This is a genomic window from Gottfriedia acidiceleris (assembly GCF_023115465.1).
Classification (GTDB): Bacteria; Bacillota; Bacilli; order Bacillales; family Bacillaceae_G; genus Gottfriedia; species Gottfriedia acidiceleris_B.
The window spans coordinates 805,975-821,252 of the sequence record NZ_CP096034.1; the positions used below are offsets into that span (position 1 = coordinate 805,975).

16 protein-coding genes and 1 pseudogene are annotated in these 15,278 nt (G+C 33.0%); 13 read left to right on the plus strand and 4 right to left on the minus strand.

From position 1 onward, the window contains the following. Positions 1–17 precede the first annotated feature (17 nt). Positions 18–296, minus strand: a complete 279-nt coding sequence (locus tag MY490_RS03810) for a YtzH-like family protein (protein WP_056473344.1) — start codon at positions 294–296, stop codon at positions 18–20. A gap of 150 nt (positions 297–446) precedes the next feature. Between MY490_RS03810 and trmB the strand changes: the two genes are divergently transcribed. Both trmB and MY490_RS03820 read left to right on the plus strand, forming a co-directional pair. Then, entirely contained in the window at positions 447–1,088 is a 642-nt protein-coding gene (gene trmB / locus MY490_RS03815; RefSeq protein WP_248268049.1) for a tRNA (guanosine(46)-N7)-methyltransferase TrmB, read from the plus strand. 224 nt (positions 1,089–1,312) lie between these two features. Further along, positions 1,313–2,155, plus strand: a complete 843-nt coding sequence (locus MY490_RS03820) for a YtnP family quorum-quenching lactonase (protein WP_248268050.1) — start codon at positions 1,313–1,315, stop codon at positions 2,153–2,155. A gap of 14 nt (positions 2,156–2,169) precedes the next feature. On the opposite strand, the gene MY490_RS03825 is transcribed toward MY490_RS03820, so the two are convergent. Next, positions 2,170–2,481: a PepSY domain-containing protein gene (locus MY490_RS03825; RefSeq protein WP_056473349.1), complete on the minus strand. Its 312-nt coding sequence runs from the start codon at positions 2,479–2,481 to the stop codon at positions 2,170–2,172. Positions 2,482–2,643: 162 nt separating this feature from the next. On the opposite strand from MY490_RS03825, the gene MY490_RS03830 reads away from it, so the two are divergent. The 10 genes and pseudogenes from MY490_RS03830 to MY490_RS03875 all read left to right on the plus strand — a co-directional run bounded on the left by MY490_RS03830 (position 2,644) and on the right by MY490_RS03875 (position 13,420). Next, positions 2,644–3,714: a M42 family metallopeptidase gene (locus MY490_RS03830; protein WP_248268051.1), complete on the plus strand. Its 1,071-nt coding sequence runs from the start codon at positions 2,644–2,646 to the stop codon at positions 3,712–3,714. Positions 3,715–3,819: 105 nt separating this feature from the next. Further along, positions 3,820–4,335, plus strand: coding sequence for a DUF84 family protein (locus MY490_RS03835; protein ID WP_248268052.1), 516 nt, complete (start codon positions 3,820–3,822; stop codon positions 4,333–4,335). Positions 4,336–4,406: 71 nt separating this feature from the next. Further along, positions 4,407–4,724, plus strand: coding sequence for a thioredoxin family protein (locus MY490_RS03840; protein ID WP_248268053.1), 318 nt, complete (start codon positions 4,407–4,409; stop codon positions 4,722–4,724). A 50-nt stretch (positions 4,725–4,774) separates the two neighbouring features. Further along, entirely contained in the window at positions 4,775–5,539 is a 765-nt protein-coding gene (locus MY490_RS03845; protein ID WP_248269315.1) for a DUF1444 family protein, read from the plus strand. Between the two features lie 14 nt (positions 5,540–5,553). Beyond that, positions 5,554–6,159, plus strand: a complete 606-nt coding sequence (gene ytpR / locus MY490_RS03850; RefSeq protein WP_248268054.1) for a YtpR family tRNA-binding protein — start codon at positions 5,554–5,556, stop codon at positions 6,157–6,159. A gap of 220 nt (positions 6,160–6,379) precedes the next feature. Further along, positions 6,380–9,664, plus strand: a complete 3,285-nt coding sequence (locus tag MY490_RS03855) for a DNA translocase FtsK (protein WP_248268055.1) — start codon at positions 6,380–6,382, stop codon at positions 9,662–9,664. Positions 9,665–9,761: 97 nt separating this feature from the next. Continuing rightward, a complete protein-coding gene (locus MY490_RS03860; RefSeq protein ID WP_248268056.1) occupies positions 9,762–10,877 on the plus strand; it encodes a nicotinate phosphoribosyltransferase in 1,116 nt (371 codons plus the stop codon). 301 nt (positions 10,878–11,178) lie between these two features. Next, entirely contained in the window at positions 11,179–12,471 is a 1,293-nt protein-coding gene (murC, locus tag MY490_RS03865) for a UDP-N-acetylmuramate--L-alanine ligase (protein WP_248268057.1), read from the plus strand. 147 nt (positions 12,472–12,618) lie between these two features. After that, positions 12,619–12,843: pseudogene (locus MY490_RS03870) on the plus strand (FAD-dependent oxidoreductase); the annotation flags it as partial. Between the two features lie 52 nt (positions 12,844–12,895). Continuing rightward, the gene (locus MY490_RS03875) at positions 12,896–13,420 is read left to right on the plus strand and encodes a helix-turn-helix transcriptional regulator (RefSeq protein ID WP_248268058.1); all 525 of its coding nucleotides are present in this window, start codon (positions 12,896–12,898) and stop codon (positions 13,418–13,420) included. 55 nt (positions 13,421–13,475) lie between these two features. Here MY490_RS03875 and MY490_RS03880 read toward each other — a convergent pair whose 3' ends face one another. Then, the gene (locus tag MY490_RS03880; protein WP_248268059.1) at positions 13,476–14,249 is read right to left on the minus strand and encodes an SDR family NAD(P)-dependent oxidoreductase; all 774 of its coding nucleotides are present in this window, start codon (positions 14,247–14,249) and stop codon (positions 13,476–13,478) included. Positions 14,250–14,378: 129 nt separating this feature from the next. Here MY490_RS03880 and MY490_RS03885 point away from each other — a divergent pair, with 129 nt between their 5' ends. Then, on the plus strand, positions 14,379–14,753 hold the full coding sequence (locus tag MY490_RS03885; protein WP_248268060.1) for a MerR family transcriptional regulator: 375 nt from the start codon (positions 14,379–14,381) through the stop codon (positions 14,751–14,753). A 36-nt stretch (positions 14,754–14,789) separates the two neighbouring features. Here the strand turns inward: MY490_RS03885 and MY490_RS03890 are convergent, their stop codons facing one another. Beyond that, a complete protein-coding gene (locus MY490_RS03890) occupies positions 14,790–15,248 on the minus strand; it encodes a WGxxGxxG family protein (protein WP_248268061.1) in 459 nt (152 codons plus the stop codon). Between the last annotated feature and the right edge of the window lie 30 nt (positions 15,249–15,278).

Genomic DNA, 15,278 nt, shown 5'->3' on the forward strand with positions numbered 1-15,278 from the left:
GGAAATTGTCATATAGATTAAGAATAAGTATTGAAATCAGTCACCCATTGAGAGAGTTGATTTTGGTGGTTTGTAATGTGCTGATCTAAATCAGCAGAATACTTTCCAGACTGACTATAATAATAAACGTCATTTAACATGCTTTTTACATCATCTGTTATTTGGTCGTTCGTTAATAAGGATTGAACAAGTCTTTCTAATTGCTCACATTCTGATATAGTTCCACAACAGTCAGATTGGTGATTCATTAAAATATCTCGTAAAATTGTTAATTGATGTTCATGATTTAAAGGCATAAATTCACATCCTTTTTTTATTAAGTACACTTGAAATAGTTTGTGTTACAAGAAATGATTTTATACTATACGTGAATAACCGAGTGCCATCGTGCTTGGTTTTTTCTTTGAGTAATTATAAATTGCAAAATCGAGAGGGAGTAAAATCTTATGAGATTAAGACATAAGCCAGGTGCGGCAGATCAAGTTAAACAAAATGCTCATTATGTAATTCCAAATCCGTCAGAACAAAAAGGGAAATGGAATGAAGTTTTCCAAAATGATCAACCAATTCATATCGAGGTTGGTACGGGTAGAGGTCGTTTTATGGTCGGTATGGCTAAAGCCAATCCTCATATTAACTATATTGGCATTGAGAAATATACAAGTGTAATTTCTGATGCATTAGATAAATTAATTGAAGCTGAAGTTCCAAACTTAAAGCTGTTAAATGTAGATGCTCAAAAATTAACGGATTTCTTTGAGGACGGAGAAATAGATCGAGTATATTTAAACTTTTCTGATCCATGGCCAAAGGTTCGTCATGAAAAGCGTCGATTAACATATAAAACATTCTTAAAAATGTATCAACAAATCTTGAAAAATGATGGGGAAATTCATTTTAAAACAGATAATCAAGATTTATTCGAGTTTTCAATCATGAGTATGGCGAACTACGGAATGACAATGCATTTCTTAAGCCTAGATCTTCATAATAGTGATTTTGAAGGAAATATTATGACTGAATACGAAGAGAAGTTTTCTTCAAAAGGTAACCGTATTTACCGAGTTGAAGCTGCTTATCGAAACTAATTTAACTAGAAGACTATCGTGATATATTTATCAGGATAGTCTTTTTTAATTTGCACAACACACAAGTTTTAATATGAATGTATATATTTAGGCAATCTAAAACAATTTTCATTTCGTATTCACTATTGTTCCCTTTCTTTTACCTATTCCTGCTCTTAAAATATTCAGTAAATTTGTAAAAGTGGTATAATATTTAAGGCAAGTAAATAAGAAGGGGGATAAGTATGGAACAGTTGAAAATTGGGACTTGTACAATTCATTGGCTTACTGGAGGAAATACCCATTTAGATGGTGGAGCAATGTTTGGAGTTGTTCCAAAGGCGCTTTGGTCAAAAAAATATATTGTTAATGACAAAAACCAAATTCCTTTACGTACTGACCCAGTATTTATTCAAACAAATGGTTTAAATATTATCATTGATAGTGGCATTGGTGTTAATAAATTAAATGAGAAGCAAAAAAGAAATTTTGGCGTTACCGAGGATTCAGCGTTAGAAGAGTCATTAGCGATGCACGGATTAAAACTAGACGATATTAATTATGTCATTATGACACATTTGCATTTTGATCATGCAAGTGGATTAACTAAATTTGAAAATGGTGAATTCAAACCTGTATTTTCGAATGCAAAAATTATTACATCTCAAATTGAATGGGATGAAATGAGAAGTCCGAATATTCGTTCAAGTAATACATATTGGAAAGAAAATTGGGAAGCAATTCAGCACCAAGTAATTGCATTTGAAAAAGAATATTCTTTAACAGATGAAATAACAATTATTCACACAGGTGGACATAGCGATGGGCACAGTATTATAAAAATTGAAACTGAAGATGAGCTATTATTGCATATGGGGGATTTAATGCCTACACATGCACATCAGTCACCATTATGGGTTATGGCATATGATGATTACCCGATGACATCTATTTACGCAAAAGAAAAATGGGTTAATTTTGGTTTGCAAAAAATATCTTGGTTTACGTTTTATCATGACGATGTATTTAGGGCAATAAAATGGAGCGCTGAAGGACAAGTATTACAGTCGATCGAACGCTCCAAATAATTTGGCTATTGTTGTTAAACAATTTGAGCAGAAATTAGCTCACCATTTACAGCATTAATGATGAATGAATAGTTTGTAGTGTCATTATCTGATTCTACTACTGTAAAACCACCTTCATAAACATCACCTTCATAATCAGGTAAATCTGCCCACTTTGGTTCTGAATGAATCCAAGTTCCAGTTACATTACCATATGAAAGAAATACTGGTTTAATTGTTTTTAATGCTTTTTCTGCTGGAATATATTGTGAAGATAATTTTTTTTGTAAATATAGTCCACCAGCAACACCTAAACCTAAGCCAATTAAGACGCGTTTAAGTTTCATTTGTACCACCTCTATTTATGTATTATGCGCTTGAAAAAATATTCTACTACTTATCTTAGTCAAACCGGGGCAACATTTCAACGGTTAGCATTGGTATTATGTGTTATTTTTAGATAAAATAAAAAAAAGAAGATATGTTTTGTACAGAGAGGAACTTTAATTATGAACCAAGACACTCTACAGCTTTTTAAATTTTTAACAGAATTACAAGGTGCACCAGGATTTGAGCATGAAGTGCGTCACTTCATGAGAAAAGAACTTGAAAAATATACAAATGAGATTGTGCAAGATCGTTTAGGAAGTATTTTTGGAGTTAAACGTGGAACTGAAGATGGACCTACTGTAATGGTGGCAGGTCATATGGATGAAGTTGGTTTCATGGTTACACAAATTACAGAAAACGGGATGTTAAGATTTCAACCACTTGGTGGGTGGTGGAACCAAGTATTGCTTGCTCAAAGAGTTCAAGTAATGACAGAACAAGGACCAGTTATTGGTGTGATCGGTTCAATTCCACCGCATTTATTAAGCGATGAGTTAAGAGCTAGACCAATGGATATAAAAAATATGCTAATCGATATTGGTGCAGATAACAAAGAAGATGCACTAAAAATTGGCGTTCGTCCTGGTCAACAAATTGTACCAGTATGTCCATTCACTCCTATGGCTAATGAGAAAAAAATCATGGCAAAAGCTTGGGATAACCGTTATGGTTGTGGACTTGCGATTGAATTATTAAAAGAAGTTCAAAACGAAACGTTACCAAATATTTTATATTCAGGTGCTACTGTTCAAGAAGAAGTTGGACTAAGAGGGGCACAAACAGCTGCAAATATGATTAAACCTGATATCTTTTACGCACTAGATGCAAGCCCAGCTAATGATATGTCAGGATCGAAATCCGAGTTTGGTCAATTAGGTAAAGGTGTTTTATTACGAATTTTAGACCGTACGATGGTTACTCATAAAGGAATTCGTGAATTTATTTTAGATACTGCAGAAACGAATAAAATTCCTTACCAATATTTTGTTTCACAAGGTGGAACAGATGCTGGACGAGTACATGTTTCAAATGATGGCGTACCTTCTGCTGTAATTGGTATTTGCTCTCGTTATATTCACACTTCGGCATCAATTATTCATGTTGATGATTATTTAGCTGCAAAGGAATTACTTGTTAAGCTAGTTAAAGCGACTGATAAAACAACTGTTGAAACATTACGTAATTATTAAGTTAGGGAGCCCTATAAAAGGGCTTCTTTTCTGTTTGAGTAATAAAACATTCGTAAAAAATAATGAAGTTAAATAGTTGAATTTCAAATGAACGGAGTAGTTGTAATGAAAATAACGATTGGTTCTCTTAATCCAACTAAGGTAGGAGCGGTGGAAAATGTATTTAAACATTTTTCAATTTTAGGGCTAAATGTTCCATCAAATGTTTCGAATCAACCTTTGAGTGATCAAGAAACTATGCAAGGTGCTATAAATAGAGCGCAAAATGCTAGAGTCGCAGGTGAGTCAGAAATCGGTATTGGATTAGAAGGCGGGGTCATTGTAGAAAACGAACGGCTTTTTCTTTGTAACTGGGGAGCGCTTGTGTATGAAAACGAGGTAATACTAGCAAGTGGAGCAAAAATTTTATTACCTAGCGAATTTATTAATGAGCTAAGAAATGGTACAGAGCTTTCAATATTAATGGAAAGATATACAAATGAAAAAGATATACGTAGTAAAGAAGGGGCAGTAGGGGTATTTACAAATGGGCGAATTAGTAGGACCGATATCTTTGAACATATTTGTGAATTACTATTTGGACAATATGAATTCAAGAAACGAAAAGAAGAAAACAATTGAGAGGCGTCCTTTTTGCATATCGATAAAAATAAGATAAAATAAAAGAAAATGAATTAAGCGAGGGAAAAAGAATGGAAAAAATTACATCAGTTGAACAATTCGAACAAGCGAAACAAGGAGAAAAAATAGTTTTCCAATTTTCAGCAGATTGGTGCCCAGATTGCAGATTTTTAGATATGTTTTTTCAAGAAATAATTGATGAAAATAAAGATTTTACGTTTTATTATGTAGATCGTGACCAATTTATTGAGTTATGCCAAAATCTAGATATCTTTGGTATACCAAGCTTTGTAGCGTTTAATAATGGTAAAGAAATTGGTCGTTATGTAAATAAGGATCGAAAAACAAAAGAACAAGTAGAAGAGTTTCTTGAAGGATTAAGAGGCTAATAAGGTAGGTAAAACAATTGGCTAAAAAAACAACACTAGACTTAAAAAAAATGATAGAAAACCGTCTTGGGAATGAAGATTGGCGTTTTATCTATGATCGTGAAAAAGAAGACCTTCGAATTGAAGGGATTGAAAGTAATAAAGGGATGAGTGTCTCTTTAAATAGTGCAGTAGCAAAGTATGAAGCTGAAGGTGAAGAGGCATTTAATGAATTAATTTATTATATAAAAGAAGCACTTTCTGCTATGCACTCTGAAACTATATTTCTTGAAGAACAAATTCGTCCAGTTATTCGAGCTACATCGTTTCCGTCTGAAAAGGAAGAAGGAAATTTATTTGTAACTGATGAGCATACTGCAGAAACTAGAATTTACTATGCTATTGATTCAGAAAAAACGTATCAACTTATCGATGAAAAATTATTAGTAAAGTCAGGGTATACAAAAGAACAACTCCATTCTATTGCTTTATTTAATTTAAGAAAAATGCCTGTTCAAGTAAAAGAAGATATTGTTGCAGATAATACTTTTTATTTTGTACGCACAAATGATGGATACGATGCGAGTAGAGTACTAAACAGTACTTTTATAAAAGAAATTCAATCAAAAGTAAAAGGTGAATTATTAGTAGGAATTCCTCATGGAGATGTACTAATCCTTGCTGACATTCGAAATAACATAGGTTATGATATAATGGCGCAAATGAATATGAGTTTCTTTGCAAGTGGGAAAATACCAATTACATCATTGTCATTTGCTTACGAAAATGAGAAGTTAATGCCAGTATTTATTTTAGGGAAACAAAAGAAGCAATAGAGAGGAAGAAATCAGTGAATATTTTTTATAACAAAGAAGGAATCGGCGATACGCTATTAATTACATTAAAACAAATTCCATCAGAAGATCGTAAAGTTGAACGAAAAGGGAATATTGCACGCGTATATAGTGCCGTTACGAATGAAACAGTTGCTATTAATGTGTTCGAGGCATCTACTTATGTAGATGTTCAAGAAAATGGAATCGTTACGATTACTGAACACATTGTTAATACGGTTAATGAATTACTAGCAAAAGAAGGATTTGAAGATACATTAGTATTAGACCTTTCACCTAAATTCGTTATTGGATATATACTCGAAAAAGAAAAACATCCAAATGCTGATAAATTAAATATTTGCAAAGTTGACGTTGGAACAGATACATTACAAATCGTTTGTGGTGCTCCAAATGTTGAACAAGGACAAAAGGTTGTTGTTGCAAAAGTTGGTGCAGTAATGCCATCAGGATTAGTCATTAAGGATGCTAATTTACGTGGAGTGGATTCATTCGGTATGATTTGCTCTGCACGTGAACTTGATCTACCTGACGCTCCACAAGAAAAAGGAATCTTAGTTCTTGAAGCTGATGCAGAAGTTGGAAAAGCTTTTTTTAACTAAATAATATATATTTTCTTATAAATACTAGGCCATTAATTGGTCTAGTATTTTTTCTGTTTTTCAATAAAAGAATTATTATTTTAATATTAATTTGATTAAATTATATATTTGATATCGAAATATGATTGAACTAGCGCAATTTGTAATAATAATGTGTTTTTTGTCATTATGTCACATGGTAAAATAAAAGGTATGAAAAGAAATAGAGAGAGTGAGAAAAATGAAAAAATGGTTAAAAAGCCTTTTTAAGGCGAATAGCCTTAATGAGATTGAAGAAGAGTTTGAAGAAGGTTTTGAAGAAAAGCCTGTTGAGGAGAAAGTATATCAATCACACTCTATCGAAAAAAAGAGAAACGCTTTACATGAGCGTCCAAAATTTAGATTTCCAATTGAATTAGATGAAGAATTACCATCACCAAAGCCAATAAAGGAAACAAAAATTGAATCAGTTTTTAAACAAGAAAAAAATAATGATATTTGGAATAAGTCACCAAACAATTTAAATAAAGAATATAAACCTACATATAACCAGAGTAATAACTTTGTAAGAAATAGTTTTCAAAGTAATCAATTCGATAAAAGTAATTTATCTAGTCGGCTTGAAAAAAATCAGGTCTCAAAAAGTGAGGAAGAACCAGTAAAAGTAGAAAAAGAAGAAAAGGTCGATATTGTATTTCGTCCCAAACGAAAAACACCATTTCGACCAAGTGAATATATTTCACCAATTTATGGTTATCAAAAGCCTCCGATAAAAGAAGAAAATGATACTGATTCTGTTCTTTCTTCTACAAAAGAAGAAATGAGAGTTGAAGCTTCTAATATTAATAATGTATTTGAAAATGTTGAAATGAACACTTTCGAAAAAGGAAGTTTCGGCAATCAAAATCATGAAGTGTTAAATCTAGTAGAAAATGCAGACATTCAAACTGCAGCTAATCAAGTTGAAAATGAGGATTTACAAACTGAAGTTCATCATAATGAAATTAAACTTGCATTAAAAGATGAAGAAGTACAACTTGAAACTCAAGAAATTGAAGCTGAAGAGACGAATGAAGAATTAGAAGCTGAAGTTCTTCAATTCGAAGCTGAGGTGGAAGAGTCGGATGAAGTTGTAGAGCATGGTGCCTATCAAATTGAAACAGAAGTAGAAGCGATAGTTGAAGAAGTACAATTTGAAACTCAAGAAATTGAAGCTGAAGAGACGTATGAAGAATTAGAAGCTGAAGTACTTCAATTCGAAACTGAGGTAGAAGAGACGAATGAAGTTGTAAAGCATGATGCCCATCAAATTAAAACAGAAGTAGAAGTGAAAGATGTAGATGAACAGCTCGAAGCCCTTAAAATCGAAACAGTGGCTGAAGTTCAGATTGAAGAAGCACAGCCTGAAGTATATTTTCATGAGTCAAATGATCACAAAGTTGAGACTTTGGTCCAAATTAATGAAAACGAAGACAAAGGTTTTGATCTCGTTAAAAATAATGAAGAGAATGATGTTAAGTCGGAGTTAACAGGCGAGTCAGATGTGAATCTAAAAGGGATTAAGGAAGAAGCCGTACAGCATGAAAATTCAACTGTAAAATCTAATGTAGAAGAATCCGTCGAAATTAATCAACATTCTGTTACCAATTCTAACGAACAGATCAAGACTGAAAATGAAGCTAATAAAGAAGAATCTGAACCTAAACCAATCGAGAAACGTCAGAAAAAACGCCATTTTCCTTTTAATGTAATGATGCTTCGAAGTGATGTTGAGGCTTCAAGAAAAGCAAATATAATGAGACAACTTCGTGAATTACAAAATGAATCTGCTGCAACAGTAGAAAAGGTAAATGAAGAAGTCGAGATAAAACAAAATGAAGAGTTGAGTGAGGATGCTAGTTTATCTGAACAAAGTGAAACGCTATCTATAGGGAGAGTTCAACAAAGTGAAATAATTGCTGAATCAATCACACATGAAATGACTCCAGAAGGAATTCAAGATCAGACAGTTCTTGAAACTGAAAAAAGTAAAACAGAAATAAACTTAACGATAGAGACTAAAAATCAGATTGATCAGGCTGATGAACCTCAAAGTTTAGAAGGACAACCACCAGTACTTTATGAATTACCAGAATTAGACTTATTAGTTGAACCCCCAATTGAACAATTTAATGATGGGGATTGGGTTGAAGATCGAAAGCAACTACTACAAGAAACATTACATAATTTTAATGTAGGTGCTAAAGTAATTGCCGCAACTCAAGGTCCAACAGTAACTCGTTTTGAAGTTCAGCCTGACCCTGGCGTGAAAGTAAATAAAATAACGAACTTACAAGATGATATTAAATTGAGCTTAGCAGCTAGAGATATTCGAATTGAAGCCCCGATTCCAGGTAGAAGTGCCATTGGTATAGAAGTACCAAATAAAGAGAGTAAGCCTGTCTACTTAAGAGAATTAGTTAGCCAGGAGAAATTTATGCAAAGTGAATCACCTTTGACTGTTGCTCTTGGACTAGATATAGCTGGAGAGCCTGTCTATGCAGATATCTCAAAAATGCCACACGGGTTAATTGCTGGGGCAACAGGATCTGGAAAAAGTGTATGTATTAATTCAATTTTAGTTAGCATTTTATATAAAGCGAAACCTCATGAAGTGAAATTAATTTTAATTGATCCTAAGATGGTTGAGCTAGCTCCGTATAATCATATTCCACATCTTATTTCACCAGTTATTACTGACGCTAGAGCCGCGACTGCTGCTTTAAAGTGGGCATGTGAAGAGATGGATCGACGTTATGATTTATTTGCTCATGCTGGGGCAAGAGATATTAAGCGTTTCAATGATTTAGCGAAGAAAAAAGGTGCTTATAATGATGAGTTACCATACTTAGTCATTATTATTGATGAATTAGCGGATTTAATGATGGTATCTCCTGGGGATGTAGAAACTTATATTTGTCGTATTGCCCAAAAAGCGAGAGCATGCGGAATCCATTTATTAGTTGCAACTCAAAGGCCTTCAGTTGATGTCATTACCGGTATTATTAAATCAAATATACCGACGCGAATTGCGTTTACAGTGTCTTCACAAGTAGATTCTAGAACAATTATCGATATTGGCGGAGCTGAAAAGTTACTTGGACGAGGAGATATGTTATTCTTAGATAATGGAAAATCTCAAGCAATTCGATTACAAGGCGTTTATGTTTCGGATGATGAAATCGAACATGTTGTAGAGATTGTTAAAGACCAACAAAAACCGAATTACTTATTTAACCAAGAGGAACTTGTAGCAAAAGCGGATGCACAGGATGTTGATGATGAACTTTTTGAAGAAGCGGTAGAGTTTGTCATTGATCAAAAAGGTGCTTCTGTTTCAATGCTTCAAAGACGTTTTCGAATTGGATACAACCGTGCAGCTAGATTAATTGACCTAATGTTTGATCACGGGATCGTATCAAATCAAAATGGAAGTAAACCTCGTGATGTACTGATTACATCATTTGAGGAGTTTCGTTCTGAGTGATAAATTAAAAATTCGATAAAAATTAAGTAACGAATGTTAAAGTTTTTTTAACCCATACTAGAAAAAAAGAACGATACTTTTCAGCAGGTGAAGATTCATGGAAAAAGAATTAGATTTAAAATTAAAAGGTAAAATAAGCCGATTAACGAACCAAACATTTAAATTTGATGAGAGAATCGGAGAAGGCTGGTTTTCAGCTGTATATTTTTTAAAAACTAGAGAAATCATTCGAAAAAAGAAGCCAGATACTGAAGTAACAATGCAATTTTTCCAAAGAGAAAGTGCAGTATTATGTGGAACGGATGAAGCAATTGCTATTTTACAAACTTTTGCCGATCATCCAGAAAATCTTATTGTTCATTCATTAAAGGATGGAGATATGATTGAACCATTTGAAACTGTCCTAACAATTAAAGGTAAATATGCTGATTTTGGCTACCTAGAAGGAATTATTGATGGTATTTTAGCTAGACGTACGTCTGTTGCTACAAATGTATATAATGTAAAACATTCTGCAAAATCCGCAGGCATTAAAAAGCCTGTTATTTTCATGGGAGATCGTGATGATCATTTCACAACTCAAGCAGGTGACGGCTATGCTGCATTTATTGGTGGTGCAACGGCACAAGCAACTCATGCAATGAATGAGTGGTGGGGTAATGAAGGTATGGGTACAATGCCTCATGCACTAATTCAAATGTATAATGGTGATGTTGTAGAAGCTGCACGTGCATATACAGAAGTTTATCCACAAGATGATTTAATTGTCTTAGTAGATTATAATAATGATGTCATTACCGACGCGCTAAAGGTTGCACGAGAATACGGTAGTAAATTAAAGGCTGTACGTGTAGATACATCAAAAACAATGATTGATCAGTACTTTATTGGGAATCCAGAATTATTAGGAAGTTTTGACCCTAGGGGTGTAAATCCTCCATTAATTTTTGCTTTACGAAATGCACTAGATCAAGAAGGATATCAGCATGTGCAAATTGTAGTAAGCGGTGGATTTACTGTAGAAAGAATTTTAGCTTTTGAGAAACAAGGTGTACCAGTAGATTTATATGGTGTAGGCGGAAGTTTATTAAAAGTTAATATAGGCTTTACAGGTGATAATGTCGAGTTAAATGGTGTGCAACAAGCGAAAGCTGGAAGAAAGCTTCGTGAAAATCCTCGATTAGAAAGAGTAGAAATGAGCCCTAGACTATAAAGGGACTAAATATCAATTTAAGATTGATAGTATTTTAATATAAGCAGATAACTTAAAGTATTTACTTTTCCATCTATTTCCTCATAGTGCGATTTAAAATAAATAGTCCTATGGGAGTTTAAGTGATATAATACTAATTGCGTAAAAATTTAAGTTAGTTATCATTAAAAAAATAACTAGACTCGGCAAAGTAACAATGCATCAAATTTATAAAATATTGATGCCATTTCTTTTATTTACACATATACTGTCTAAGAGATAGGCCGTTGTATTAGTGATCGATTTTGGAGGTTCTTTTAATATGACAGTTTACCATTTTGTAGGGATTAAAGGTACTGGAATGAGTGCTTTGGCACAAATTTTACATGATTCTGGTTTGACCGTTCAGGGATCAGATTATGAAAAGCACTTTTTCACTGAAAATGAATTACGAAAAAAAAATATTACGATTTTACCATTTGATAAAGCAAATATTAAAGAAGGCCAATTCGTTATAGCAGGTAATGCATTTCCTGATAATCATGAAGAAATTGCAGCTGCTATTGAAAAAGGAATTCCGATGGCACGCTATCATAAATTCCTAGGGGAATATATGAATAAATTTACTAGCGTTGCAATTACTGGAGCACATGGTAAAACCTCTACGACAGGTTTATTAGCCCATGTAGTTTCTGGTGCGCGTCCAACTTCTTTTCTAATTGGAGATGGTACTGGGAAAGGTGAAAAAGACAGCGAGTATTTCGTGTTTGAAGCTTGTGAATACCGTCGTCATTTTCTTTCATACTTTCCAGACTATTGCATCATGACTAATATTGATTTTGATCATCCGGATTATTATAAGAGTGTAGATGATGTATTCGATGCTTTCCAACAAATGGCTGATCAAGTAAAGAAAGGTATTATTGCATGTGGAGATGATGAACATCTTCAACGAATTTATGCAAAAGTACCTGTAATGTATTATGGATTTAACGAGGACAATGATTTCCAAGCTCGTAATATCGAAAAACATACAAATGGTACAACATTTGATGTATTCGTCCGTAATACGTATTACGCTACTTTTGATATTACTGGATATGGTGATCATAGTATTTTAAATGCTTTAGCAGTAATTGCGCTTTGCCATTATGAAGAAATCGATGTTGATATTATTAAAGCTAGATTATTAACATACGGTGGCGTAAAGCGTCGTTTCAGTGAAAAACGCTTCGGAGATCAAATGTTAATTGATGACTATGCTCATCATCCAACTGAGATCCAAGCGACGATTCAAGCAGCACGTCAAAAATACCCTGACCGTGAAATCGTAGCAGTGTTCCAACCGCATACATTTACACGCACAAGTAAATTTTTAGATGAATTTGCTGGTACATTAGAAAAAGCAGATAAAGTTTACTTATGTGATATTTTTGGTTCTGCACGAGAAGATAAAGGTACTTTAACAATTGAAGACCTTTCTTGTAAAATTGCAGGTGCTGAACTATTGACTGATGATAATATCAGCAATTTACAAAACCATAAAAATAGCGTATTAATTTTTATGGGCGCTGGAGATATTCAAAAATACCAAGCAGCATACGAAAAACTATAAAAACTATTAAACCCGTTTATGTATGATCATAAACGGGTTTTTTGTTATTTTGAAAAAGCTTGTTTTACAAAAAATGCTTAATAAGAAGGTAAATTGTAAAAACAAAAAGAATATGTCATACGAATGAAAGGGTAAGGAGTGAAAAGATTGAATAATCACTATGATCTAATTATTGTTGGAGCAGGCGCTATGGGAATGGCAACAGGATATTATATATCAAAAGGAAATCAGAAAATATTATTAATAGATTCTTTTGATCCACCACATAGCTTTGGTAGCCATCACGGCGATACTAGAATCATTCGTCATGCATATGGAGAAAGTAGAGAATATGTACCTTTAGCATTACGGGCACAAAAATTATGGGAAGAATGCATGTCGATTAAATGAAGACGTATTTAAGACTGAGGTAGTCGATTTAATTATGTTAATTTCTAGGGTTGTAGTAGAGTCAGGCGTGAATGCAACACTCATCATGTCAAAAAATGCTCAAATGATCCAGGAATTATATCACATTATTCGCTATGATAAATTTGTAAAAAAGGTTTGCGAATATGCTTACTGGCTAACGATTCAAATAGCCAATTCATTTAATAATCAGATGTCTCCTATGATTCGTAAAGCAACTAAATATATACGAGAAAATCATCAATCTACTATAACATTGGAAGAAATTGCTCAATATTGTTGCGTAAGTAAATATCATTTCAGTCACCTATTCAAAAAAGAAATTGGCACAAGTGCGATCGATTTTTTAAATAGAATAAGGATTGAAAAATCAATGTTTTATTTAGAAATGACTGATTTAAGTATGCAAGAAATTGCTATACGAGTTGGTTTTCAAGATTCAAATTATTTTAGTCGTATATTTAAAAAATACATAAAAAGTAGCCCTTCTGAATATAGGGCTACTAAATATCCACATTTAAATTTAGTGTTAGAAAATTAAAATTAGGATGCAGTGTTTAAGGTTAAGGTGAAGATTGTAAAGACGCTTCTTACCCTTAATCCTGCCTTTCTAATCTTGTTGCATAAGGATAAAGTGGATCTAATAATTGGAATTCATAGGTAATTCCATCGACTTTTCCAACCACCTTTTCACTGTCATAAAGCTCCAACATGAAACCGGCCATTTCTTTTGCCGTATGATATTTTGGTAGGACGCCTTCGAATTTAATGTTTTCTTCTAAATCATAGGATACTTTTGCAAATTCTGTTTCAGTTGCAGCTGGTGCTAATACTTTAGCTTTCATTTTTGCACCTTTTTCTTTTAATTCATGAGCTAGCCCTTCTGTAAAGGCACTAACATAGAATTTAGTCGCACAATATGTGATGGCATTACCAATAATTGTATACCCTCCACCAGATGAAACATTGATAACTTGTGTACCTTCGACTGATGAATAATCGCGTACGTATAGTGAAGTTAAAATCGTTAAAGCTTCAATATTCAAATTAAGCATACTTTCAATTTTTGCTAAATTTTGTTCACCAACAGAAGCGAAATTACCAAAACCTGCATTATTAATCCAAGTCTCAATATTATATTCTTTAAGTTCTTCATATAAATCATAAGCATTTTTAACAACAGATAAGTCAGCCGTTTTTATAATCACATCAAGATCAGAATTCAAATTAGTGATTTCTGATTTTAATTTTTCAAGTTCTTCCGTTCTGCGAGCAACAATGATTAGGTTTTTTCCACGTGTGGCAAACGCAAGAGCTGTTTCATAACCAATTCCTGAACTAGCACCTGTAATGACAGTATATTTTTTCATCTAAATTCCTCCTAATAATTTGGTTTATACTAAAATTAAATTAATTGTGTATCAGTTACGGATTCATTATACTGGTTAGAGTAAACTCTAAGTCAAACTGTTTTTATTCTATTCAAACTGGAGGTACTTATGTATTCAATTGGTGAAGTCGCTCAGATGTTAGGAATAAGCACACATACATTACGTTATTATGAAAAAGAACAGATCATTCTTCCTGATCGAAATGCAAATGGTGAGAGGTTGTATTCTGAATCACACATTCAGTGGTTAAAATTTGTCCTTAAGTTAAAAGAAACGCAAATGCCAGTTAATAAGATTAAAGAGTATGCACATTTATATACAGAAGGTGAGCACACTTCTTTGGCTAGGTTGGGTCTATTAGTTGAGCATAAAGAGTCTATTGAACATCAGCTTAAAACATTAGAAGAAACAAATAAAATGTTAGAGCAAAAAATCAATTTTTATAAAGAGGTAATTCATAATAAAAACATAGTCCATAAATAAAACCTTATTGGAGAAAGCCCCAATAAGGTTATTTTTTTATTCGACTCTTTCTTTTTTTCGAAGTCCCGCAAATCCTAATAATCCAAGAAGTCCAAGCCATCCGTAATTGAAATGATTATTATCGTTATTGTCAGTTGTATTTAGTGTGTTAGTAACAGGGGTAGGCGTTACATTTACATTTCGTCGATAGTAATTCCCATCATTACTTACCGTATTATTCACTCCATTGTTATTGTTATTTAACATGTCATTTGTAGTATTTTTTATATTATTTTTAGTATTATAATATCCTTCTTTAACCGTATTTTTCGTGTCATTTACAACGTGGTTTGGATCATTAAAATCATTGTTAAAATCTCTTTTTATATGTTTACCATTATGGTCATAGTTTGGTTCTAATTGTGTAGCGTCAGGTCCGGTAGAAGCAGCATGAACATTGGCAGAAATGATAAATGATAATGATACTGTGCATAATGTTAGACAAATTTTATTCATCTTTAACCCTCCTTCTTTATGCATTATTAT

Coding starts and splice junctions, on each gene's coding strand:
- MY490_RS03810 (WP_056473344.1), bottom strand. CDS start 296: ATGCCTTTAAATCATGAACATCAATTAACAATTTTACGAGATATTTTA.
- trmB (WP_248268049.1), top strand. CDS start 447: ATGAGATTAAGACATAAGCCAGGTGCGGCAGATCAAGTTAAACAAAAT.
- MY490_RS03820 (WP_248268050.1), top strand. CDS start 1,313: ATGGAACAGTTGAAAATTGGGACTTGTACAATTCATTGGCTTACTGGA.
- MY490_RS03825 (WP_056473349.1), bottom strand. CDS start 2,481: ATGAAACTTAAACGCGTCTTAATTGGCTTAGGTTTAGGTGTTGCTGGT.
- MY490_RS03830 (WP_248268051.1), top strand. CDS start 2,644: ATGAACCAAGACACTCTACAGCTTTTTAAATTTTTAACAGAATTACAA.
- MY490_RS03835 (WP_248268052.1), top strand. CDS start 3,820: ATGAAAATAACGATTGGTTCTCTTAATCCAACTAAGGTAGGAGCGGTG.
- MY490_RS03840 (WP_248268053.1), top strand. CDS start 4,407: ATGGAAAAAATTACATCAGTTGAACAATTCGAACAAGCGAAACAAGGA.
- MY490_RS03845 (WP_248269315.1), top strand. CDS start 4,775: ATGATAGAAAACCGTCTTGGGAATGAAGATTGGCGTTTTATCTATGAT.
- MY490_RS03855 (WP_248268055.1), top strand. CDS start 6,380: ATGAAAAAATGGTTAAAAAGCCTTTTTAAGGCGAATAGCCTTAATGAG.
- MY490_RS03860 (WP_248268056.1), top strand. CDS start 9,762: ATGGAAAAAGAATTAGATTTAAAATTAAAAGGTAAAATAAGCCGATTA.
- murC (WP_248268057.1), top strand. CDS start 11,179: ATGACAGTTTACCATTTTGTAGGGATTAAAGGTACTGGAATGAGTGCT.
- MY490_RS03875 (WP_248268058.1), top strand. CDS start 12,896: ATGTTAATTTCTAGGGTTGTAGTAGAGTCAGGCGTGAATGCAACACTC.
- MY490_RS03880 (WP_248268059.1), bottom strand. CDS start 14,249: ATGAAAAAATATACTGTCATTACAGGTGCTAGTTCAGGAATTGGTTAT.
- MY490_RS03885 (WP_248268060.1), top strand. CDS start 14,379: ATGTATTCAATTGGTGAAGTCGCTCAGATGTTAGGAATAAGCACACAT.
- MY490_RS03890 (WP_248268061.1), bottom strand. CDS start 15,248: ATGAATAAAATTTGTCTAACATTATGCACAGTATCATTATCATTTATC.